This is a genomic window from Pseudomonas sp. GW456-L12 (genome assembly GCF_059424045.1).
In genome coordinates this window covers 94038-102330 of the sequence record NZ_JBWKZA010000023.1, presented here as the reverse complement: position 1 = coordinate 102330, position 8293 = coordinate 94038, and the positions used below count along the sequence as shown (strand labels likewise).

Genomic DNA, 8293 nt, shown 5'->3' with positions numbered 1-8293 from the left:
CCCGCTGCCGTTTGTCTTCTAAAAGACCCCGGGCGATGGAATTTCTTGTTATAAACGCACTCCGATAACCGCCGCCAAAGCCAGCCCTGGCGGGCTTTCAGGGCTTATCAGACAAATCTGATGTCATTTCAGTTGCTGACGCCTCGAACCGGCCTTAGACTGCCGCCCCTCGTAAATTGAGTGCCGGGTGGCGCTTGGAATGTATGGCGCCTTTCCGATGCCCCGAAAGGGGGCACGGAAAACAGCTTTAATTCGCCTTAATGCACGTATTTTTTATAGAGAAATCAATGACAAAGGAAAAGTTGCTGGCCATGCCGGCGGATGACTACATGAACGCCGAGCAGCTGGCTTTTTTCACTGAGCTGTTGCAGGCCATGAAGGTCGAAACCCACGAGCGCATCGAACAGAACCGAATCGCCATTGAGAGCCTGGACACCCCGGCCGACCCTGCCGACGCGGCTTCCGTAGAGGAAGAGCGGACTTGGCTGGTCAACGCTATCGACCGCGACCAGCGCATGCTGCCGCAGCTGGAGCAGGCCCTGGGCCGTATCGGCGACGACAGCTTCGGCTGGTGCGACGACAGCGGCGAGCCGATCGGCCTGAAACGCCTGCTGATCAGCCCGACCACCAAGTACTGCATCGAAGCTCAGGAACGTCACGAGCAGATCGACAAGCACCAGCGTCAGGCCTGATCGCCAAGACTTCTTCCCCTCGCGGGCAAGCCCCATCCCAAGGTCGTCGAGACGCCTGGGATCGGCGGCTTGCCCGCGAGTCGTTTGTGGGCGTCTTTAAAGCCCGCGCATTTCTATTGATCTGCTGCAAAGCTGCGACTAATGGACCATGGATAATGGCTTTTTAGTGGCGTTCAATGCAGGCCAAATAATTAGAAAAGCGTGGGGTAATCCAGATGACGCAAGACGGATCTTCGCCGGCTGCCATGGCGCAACCGCTGCCAACAGGCCAAAGCACCCGGCGCTGGCAGGTTCCAACCCTGCAAAGCAGCGCCTTGCTGCTAGTGCTGTACGTCCTGTCCCAGGGGCTGCTTTCTTTCTACCTCGCCGTGCCGCTGATGCTGCTGATCGTCTGGCTGCCGCTCTTGCGCAGGTCCAAGGCAGCAGTGCCGGCGAGCAGCGTCGATAACAGCGAGATCGCCGCGCTGACGCGCGATCTGTCCTGCAGCACCAGCCATAACGCGCTGTCGGCCGCCGGCGTGGCCTATTCGGTCCGGCAACTGGCCGGGCGGGTGCAGTCGCAGCTGGACTCGGCGGCGCGCATCGTCAGCAGCGCCGAGGCGATGATCCACACCGAGCAACTGGCCGCGCAGCTCAGCCAGCAGGCCCTGAGCGCCGCCAGCGAAGCCCACCGCAGCAGCGCCGAAGGCAGCACAGTGCTGGGTGAATCCATCACCCGCATGCACCGCCTCAGCCAAAGCGCCAACGACAGCCGGCAACTGATCGAAGCCTTGAGCCAGCGCAGCGAAGACATCCAGCGGGTGGCGCTGGTGATCCAGTCGATCGCCAGCCAGACCAACCTGCTGGCGCTGAATGCCGCCATCGAGGCGGCGCGGGCCGGCGAGCATGGCCGCGGGTTCGCCGTGGTGGCCGATGAAGTGCGCGGCCTGGCCGGGCGCACGGCCACCGCCACCGACGAGGTCGGGGTGATGGTCGGCGATATCCAGCAGCGCACGGCCCAGGTGGTGGAGCAGATCCGCCAACTGTCCAGCGACCTGAACACCGGGGTCGAGCAGGTCGAGTCCACCGGCCAGCACCTGCAGAACATCGCCCGGCTGGCGGCCGGGGTGGAAAGCCAGGTCGGCGAGATCGCCCGCGGCGCCGAGACCAACCGCCAGCAACTGGACAGCCTGTTCCATGCCGTCGAGCAGGTGCGCGGCGACCTGGCGGTGAGCGACCAGCAGACCCGCCGCCTGGCCGAGGCGGCGGCGCAGATGGAAGGGCAGGCGGAGATCATCAGCGAACGCCTGGCCGAGGTCGGCCTGGATGACTACCACCAGCGCATCTACGACCTGGCCCTGGAAGGCGCCCGGCGCATCGCCGAGCAGTTCGAGGCGGATCTTGCGGCCAACCGCATCAGCCTCGACGATCTGTTCGACCGCAGCTACCAGCCGATCGCCAATACCCAGCCGGTGAAATACCAGACCCGCTTCGACCGTTACGCCGATCAGGTGCTGCCGGCGATCCAGGAACCGTTGCTGGCGCGTCACGAAGGCCTGGTGTTCGCCATCGCCTGCACGCCCCAGGGCTACGTGCCGACCCACAACCAGGCGTTCTCGCAGCCGCTGACCGGCGACCCGCAGGTGGATACCCTGCATAACCGCACCAAGCGCAAGTTCGAGGACCGCACCGGCCTGCGTTGCGGCAGCCACCAGCAGCCGCTGTTGCTGCAAACCTACACCCGCGATACCGGCGAGCTGATGCACGATTTGTCGGTGCCGATCAGGGTCAAGGGCCGGCATTGGGGCGGCCTGCGCCTGGGCTACAAACCGGAGCAGACCGCCGCGGCCGCGCGTGGCTGAGCCTGGACAGGGACCGGCCATTGTTACCGGCCCTGCAACGGAGCTGTGCCAGGGATGGCTTTTTCCCAGCATGGGAACTCATTAGTATGAGCGACATTGTTAGCTAGCTAACTAGTTGCCAGGAGAAGTCCTCATGCAAAGCAAAGTCGATGTCGCAGTGATGATTGGTAGCGGTGTACCGGCCACCTTTCGCGCGGTCGGGCTGAATGTGTGCTGGGTCGTGCTGGTCAATGGCGAGCGCCGCGGTGCGCCGTTCGCCAGCCGCGACGAAGCCCTGGAGTGCCAGGCATCGTGGCTGGCCCAGCTGGCGCGGGACAGGGTCGGGCACCCGCTGTTTAGTCGTTCGGCCTGACGGCGCAGGCCCCCGCGCCTTCAGACCTCGCTGCCGATCACCGCGCTTTCGGCCTGGAACAGCGCCACCTGGGCCATCGACAAGGCGCTGCTGGCGGCCTGCGCCTGGGCCCGGGCGGCGGACAATGCCTGCATGTGCGCGTCGGTTGTGCGATGCCGGGCGGCGCTTTGCACCATCGCCAGGCGCTCGTTGGCCTTGCGCAGCCGTTGCTGCAGCTGTTCGATCTGCTTGCGCAGCAGCTTGATGCGTTTCCTTTTCGCTTCGAGCACGCCGTCGGGCGCGGCATTGGTCGCTCGGGTGATCGCGGTGCGCAAGTCAAACGGATCGCTCGCCGGGCTTTCGCTGGCCGCCGCGCCGGGCAGGGCGAACTCGCCCAGGGAAGGCAGGCGGGTAGGTGGGTTGAGGTCGATCATCATGGCGCTCTTGAAATGAAGGCTCACCAAGGTATCGGTCGTGCGGGGCGTTCCTTTACCGCGCCCGCAGCGTCAGAGGTTCAGGGCACCCTGGTCGACGGCCTGCTTGAGGGCGCGGGCGGCGTCCTTGGCGGCGGCTTCGGCCAGTTCCGCGGTCTTGAACCAGCGGTCCTTTTCCACCTGGTGGCAGCGCACGGTGCGCAGCGGTGGCTTGGCGCGCATCACGATCACGGCCTGGAACTCGCCCTCGACATCCCGGGCCTCGCCATGGATGAAAAACTCGCCTATATCGAATTCCGTCACGTCCGACTTTCCCCTGGAAATTATGCTGGTGAAGCCTGGCCGGTGGCCGGCTTCAAGGTCGCGGCAGTATGGCAGTTGTTGCCGGTCGATGGCTGAGTTAAGTCACGCAAGTGGCTGACCGGCAGGGTGAAAGAGGTTTTTTCAGCGATTTGCTAACGCATGGGTTGCTCTGAATACATAAAGTTGCTCTAGAATTGCCCCGGCAGTCAGAGATTGATGTTTACCTGCAGCACTCCCGTCCCATTAAGGGTGACGAAAGGATCGTGAGGTTTTCCGATCGACAGTGAGTGCGCAGCTTTCTCGGCGGGCTGGAACCACTTCTTCTGCGCTTGATGCGGGCCAAACGGTCCGGTAGTCCTTTCGGTCTTTCTGGGGAGGGGCGCTCCGGTGTTTGCGCCTACGCGTTGGCGGGTGGTGCTTTTTCGGATTGTTTTCATGTGGAGTCACGGCGCCGGTTCGGCCGCCTTTTTCTGCTGTCCGTCGTTTACGCGGGCAGAGTCATTTTCAGTTTCGGGGATCTTTCCTTGGCAGTAAGTAATCTTGATATGCACGCGTTGTTCGTCCTGGGCGACTTGCGCGCAAAGTTGGTCAAACAGTTCCAGTCCCGTTTCGTCTACATCACCGAACAGACGCCGGAAGGCATTTACGTCGCCGAAATCGATACCGAGACGGCGCTGGTCGTGGACGACAAGCCGCGCCTGGAACTCAAGGTCGGCGACCATTTCCGCGCCGCGGTCCTGCCCAGCCGTGAGGGCGGCAAGTTCGAAATCCGGTTTCGCGAGATCAAGCTGGCCGTTTACGGCCTGGGCGAGTACGCCTTTGTCAGCACCGCCGACGGCCACGCCATCCTGTTCAAGGAAGGCCACAGCGTGGTGACGGTATTCGCCGCCAACCAGCAGTTGCAGGAAGGCCTGACCAAGACCCTGAAAGCCGTGACCGGCAAGGCCGCCAAATGGCGCAAGGGTGAACTGGTGAGCTTCAAGGCCAGCGAGTGAGCCGCGCCGAATTCCACCAGCAGCATCTTGCGCGCGCCCGCGCCGAGGCCCAGCGCCTGTTCGAACGCAAGGCCGTGCTGCAAGGCGCCTGGCTGGCCTGGGTGGCCTCGCAGCTGTATGTCCTGCAGCCGGCGGCATACGCCAGCATGGTGCGCCGCGAGTTGCAGCGCCTGCAGGAGCAGGGCGAAAACTGAAGTCCCCGTCGAAAGCAGGAACCTCTACTACAGTCAGATGACTCAATTAGTCAGAGGCTTGCGGTCCCAAACCGCGAGACCATCCTGCAACGCTGTGAACAGCCAAAGGGGCACAGGCATGAAAGGACTGCGGACACTGCTGGGCGGCGCGCTGCTTGGCTTGGGTATTTTGCTGGCGCCCGCCGGCGCCTCGGCGGCACCGTCGGTACAGCCGGCACAGGCGCCGATCCACTTCGCCGACCTGAACTGGGAAAGCGGCAGCCTGATCACCGATATCCTGCGCACCATCGTCGAGAAGGGTTACGGCCTGCCGACCGACACCTTGCCGGGCACCACCATCACCCTGGAAACCGCGCTGGCCAATAACGATATCCAGGTCATCGGCGAAGAGTGGGCCGGACGCAGCCCGGTGTGGGTCAAGGCCGAGGCCGAGGGCAAGGTGGCGGCCCTGGGCGACACGGTGAAGGGCGCGACCGAAGGCTGGTGGGTGCCGGAATACGTGGTCAAGGGCGACCCGGCCAAGGGCATCAAGCCGCTGGCGCCGGGCCTGCGCAGCGTCACGGACCTCAAACGCTACAAGGACGTGTTCAAGGACCCGGAAAGCCCGGGCAAGGGGCGTTTTCTCAACAGCCCCATTGGCTGGACCTCGGAAGTGGTGAACAAGCAGAAGCTCAAGGCCTATGGCCTGACCGACAGCTATGTGAATTTCCGCAGCGGTTCCGGCGCGGCGCTGGACGCCGAGATCACTTCATCGATCCGTCGCGGCCAGCCGGTCCTGTTTTACTACTGGTCGCCGACCCCGCTGCTCGGCCGCTTCAAGCTGATCCAGCTGGAGGAGCCGCCGTTCGATGCCGAGGCCTGGAAAACCCTGACCGACGCCGAGCACCCCAACCCACGCCCCACGCGTTCGCTGGCCTCGAAGCTGTCGATTGGCGTGTCCACGCCGTTCCAGCAGCAGTACCCGCAGATCGCCGAGTTCTTCGGCAAGGTCGATTTGCCGATCGAAGCGCTGAACAAGGCCCTGGCCGAGATGAGCGAGAAGCACACGCCACCCCGGGAGGCGGCGCGGGCATTCCTCAAGGCGCATCCGGACGTGTGGCGGGCGTGGTTGCCCGGGGATGTGGCGGACAAGGTCAGCGCCAGTCTCGACTGAAGACGCTGTGGCGAGGCTGAGATCGCTATCGCGGGCAAGCCTCGCTCCTACAAGGGATGTGTCGTTCATACGGTCGTTGTAGGAGCGCGCGGGCGGCGATCCGTCTTGCTCGCGATGCCTTTAGAAGCGGCTTTGCACTGCCAGCTCGAAGGTCCGCGGCGTACCCAGGTAGTAAGCCGGCGACACATGGGCGAACTCGGCGTAGACCTCGTTGGTCAGGTTGCGCACCCGCCCGGTGATCGAGGTGTGGCTGTCGAGCTGGTAGGTCAGGAAGGTGCCGTACAGGGTGTAGGAGGGCACGGTCAGGGTGTTGGCCGTGTCGGCGTACACCGAGGCCACATAACGCGCATCCACCCCGGTCTGCCAATGCGGCGCCAGGTCATAGGTCAGCCACAGGTTGCCGACCCGGTCCGGCACGTTGGTCGGGGTATTGCCCTTGCGGGACACCACCACGCCCGCGGCGTTCTTCTCGGTGAACGCGTCGTACTGCGCATCGACCCAGGCGAAGTTGCCCTCGAGCAGCAGCTTCGGGGTGACCCGCAGCGAGCTGGCCACCTCGATGCCCCTGGAGGTCTGCTGGCCCACCGGGATGCTCAGGGTCGGGTCCAGCGGGTCGGTCACCGCAAAGTCCTTGCGCTCGATGCGGTAGGCCGCCAGGGTCGCCGAGCCGCGGCCGTCCAGGTAATCGAACTTGCTGCCCACTTCCCATTGCTTGCCCGTGGAGACATCGAAGTCCTGGGTGGCGCTGTTGGGCTGTTCGGCGGCAGTGCTGTATTGCACGTAGACGTTGGCACTGGGCAGGAACTGGTAGGTCAGGCCGACCCGGCCGGTGACCGGCTCCCAGCTGCGCTTGAGGTGCCGCGGGTTGCTCGCCGTCACCTGGCGATGGTTGGTCACGTCCAGGTCGATGTGGTCGTAGCGCAGGCCGCTGAGCAGGGTCAGCCGGTCGGTCAGGGCCAGGCGATTCTCGACGAACAGCGCCTGGGTGGTGACCTCATTGGTCTTGTCGGCGACAAAGCCCTGGCGGGTGCCCGGCAGGTCGTAGAAATGCCCCGGCTGGTAGTTGTTCGGGTCGACGCTGTTGGCCGCCTTGACGTTCAGCGGCGAGTTGGTGGTGCGGTTGACCTTGTACTCGAAGCCGCCGGACCAGGTTGTGTCGAGGCCGAAGAGCGAGCTGTCGTGGCGCAGTTCGAACTGGTTGCCGTTCTGCTCGCCCTGGTGCCGCACCTGATAGGCCGTGGAGCGGTTCACCGCGCTGTTGTCAGCGTTGTACTGGTAGGTTTCCAGGTTACGGTAATCGCGCTGGCTGTCCAGGTGATAGAGGGTGTTGCGCAGGCTGGTGCTGTCGTTGATCCGGTAGTCGACGATCGAGCGCACCCAGATCGTGCGCTGCTCGTAGCGGCCGTCCTCGACGTTGTAGTTGTTGAAGCGGTTGTGCTTGTCGATCTTCAACTCGCCGGCCTTGGGGTTGAGCACCGGGGTGCCCCAGTACGGGCTGTCCTCGTGTTCGTCCTGGTATTCCACGGCCAGGGTGTGGGACAGGTTCGGCGTCAGGTCGCTGAGCAGGGAAAACGCCAGGCTCCAGGCATCCCGCTGCTGGCGGTCGATGTAGCCGTTGCTGGTGTTATGGCTGACGTCGAGGCGGGCGTAGTGCTGCACCTCGTCGCCAGCCTCGCTGAGGGCGTGGTTGAGGCCGAAGGCGGTTTGCGTGGTGTCGTAGCTGCTGTAGCTGACCCGGCCCTCGATGGCCCGCTCCTGGCGATCGGCCAGCTTGGTCACGTAGTTCAGCGAACCACCCACGGAGCCTGCGCCATTGACCAGCGAGGAGGGGCCGCCGAGCAGTTCGACCCGGTCATAGATCCAGGCGTCCACCGGTCGCGCCAGACCGCTGGACACGTTGATGCCGTTGAACATCTGGGTGATCTGGCTATTGCTGAAACCACGGTAGGAGACAAAACCGCCGAATCCCGGCGGGGCGCTGGCATTGACCCCGGGCAGGGTATTGGCGGCGTCCTGGAAGTTCTGCGCGCCGCGCCGCTCGATATCGTTGCGGTTGGCCACCGCCACCGAGGCCGGGGTTTCGCGGACGCTCAGGCCCAGGCGCGAGGCCATGCCGCTGGACTGGTCGAGGGCCAGGCCGGGTTCGGCGGGTTGCTCGCCGTCGATGGTGATCGGCGCCAGGTCGACGCTGGATTGCGCCCAGGCGCTGACGGACAGGCAGCCGCACAGGCTGGCCAGCAGGGGAATGTGTTTCATCGGTAGATCCTGAATTCTTGGCTAGGAAGCAGCCCACGAACCAGGGTCTGTACGAAAAGTGGCTACGCTCGGCCATGCTGCGTTAAAAACAGGC

Annotated in this window: 9 protein-coding genes; 6 read left to right on the top strand and 3 right to left on the bottom strand. The window is 64.1% G+C overall.

Annotated features, from left to right (window positions below; all coding sequences use genetic code 11):
* Positions 1-287 precede the first annotated feature (287 nt).
* From AC07Y9_RS23945 to AC07Y9_RS23935, 3 genes are all read left to right on the top strand, one after another.
* On the top strand, positions 288-692 hold the full coding sequence (locus AC07Y9_RS23945) for a TraR/DksA family transcriptional regulator (RefSeq protein ID WP_007923643.1): 405 nt from the start codon (positions 288-290) through the stop codon (positions 690-692).
* A gap of 215 nt (positions 693-907) precedes the next feature.
* Positions 908-2533, top strand: a complete 1626-nt coding sequence (locus AC07Y9_RS23940) for a methyl-accepting chemotaxis protein (protein WP_102680103.1) — start codon at positions 908-910, stop codon at positions 2531-2533.
* 133 nt (positions 2534-2666) lie between these two features.
* Complete coding sequence (locus AC07Y9_RS23935) at positions 2667-2885, top strand: hypothetical protein (RefSeq protein ID WP_053260737.1); 219 nt, start codon at positions 2667-2669, stop codon at positions 2883-2885.
* 20 nt (positions 2886-2905) lie between these two features.
* Here the strand turns inward: AC07Y9_RS23935 and AC07Y9_RS23930 are convergent, their stop codons facing one another.
* Together AC07Y9_RS23930 and AC07Y9_RS23925 are read right to left on the bottom strand one after the other, a co-directional pair.
* Complete coding sequence (locus AC07Y9_RS23930; RefSeq protein ID WP_173679785.1) at positions 2906-3325, bottom strand: hypothetical protein; 420 nt, start codon at positions 3323-3325, stop codon at positions 2906-2908.
* Between the two features lie 45 nt (positions 3326-3370).
* Positions 3371-3601 carry a hypothetical protein gene (locus AC07Y9_RS23925; RefSeq protein ID WP_007923647.1) on the bottom strand — a complete coding sequence of 77 codons (231 nt, stop codon included), beginning with the start codon at positions 3599-3601 and terminating at the stop codon, positions 3371-3373.
* A gap of 545 nt (positions 3602-4146) precedes the next feature.
* Between AC07Y9_RS23925 and AC07Y9_RS23920 the strand changes: the two genes are divergently transcribed.
* From AC07Y9_RS23920 to AC07Y9_RS23910, 3 genes are all read left to right on the top strand, one after another.
* Positions 4147-4596 carry a hypothetical protein gene (locus AC07Y9_RS23920; RefSeq protein WP_007923648.1) on the top strand — a complete coding sequence of 150 codons (450 nt, stop codon included), beginning with the start codon at positions 4147-4149 and terminating at the stop codon, positions 4594-4596.
* Positions 4593-4790, top strand: a complete 198-nt coding sequence (locus AC07Y9_RS23915; RefSeq protein ID WP_007923649.1) for a hypothetical protein — start codon at positions 4593-4595, stop codon at positions 4788-4790. Before AC07Y9_RS23920 ends, AC07Y9_RS23915 begins: the two co-directional genes overlap by 4 nt.
* Positions 4791-4908: 118 nt before the next feature.
* Positions 4909-5943: an ABC transporter substrate-binding protein gene (locus tag AC07Y9_RS23910; RefSeq protein WP_007923651.1), complete on the top strand. Its 1035-nt coding sequence runs from the start codon at positions 4909-4911 to the stop codon at positions 5941-5943.
* 120 nt (positions 5944-6063) lie between these two features.
* On the opposite strand, the gene AC07Y9_RS23905 is transcribed toward AC07Y9_RS23910, so the two are convergent.
* Positions 6064-8199: a TonB-dependent receptor gene (locus AC07Y9_RS23905; protein WP_102680102.1), complete on the bottom strand. Its 2136-nt coding sequence runs from the start codon at positions 8197-8199 to the stop codon at positions 6064-6066.
* Positions 8200-8293 lie beyond the last annotated feature (94 nt).

Excerpts from the sequence above, each read along its gene's own strand:
- AC07Y9_RS23945 (WP_007923643.1), top strand. The coding sequence starts at position 288 with ATGACAAAGGAAAAGTTGCTGGCCATGCCGGCGGATGACTACATGAAC.
- AC07Y9_RS23940 (WP_102680103.1), top strand. The coding sequence starts at position 908 with ATGACGCAAGACGGATCTTCGCCGGCTGCCATGGCGCAACCGCTGCCA.
- AC07Y9_RS23935 (WP_053260737.1), top strand. The coding sequence starts at position 2,667 with ATGCAAAGCAAAGTCGATGTCGCAGTGATGATTGGTAGCGGTGTACCG.
- AC07Y9_RS23920 (WP_007923648.1), top strand. The coding sequence starts at position 4,147 with ATGCACGCGTTGTTCGTCCTGGGCGACTTGCGCGCAAAGTTGGTCAAA.
- AC07Y9_RS23910 (WP_007923651.1), top strand. The coding sequence starts at position 4,909 with ATGAAAGGACTGCGGACACTGCTGGGCGGCGCGCTGCTTGGCTTGGGT.
- AC07Y9_RS23905 (WP_102680102.1), bottom strand. The coding sequence starts at position 8,199 with ATGAAACACATTCCCCTGCTGGCCAGCCTGTGCGGCTGCCTGTCCGTC.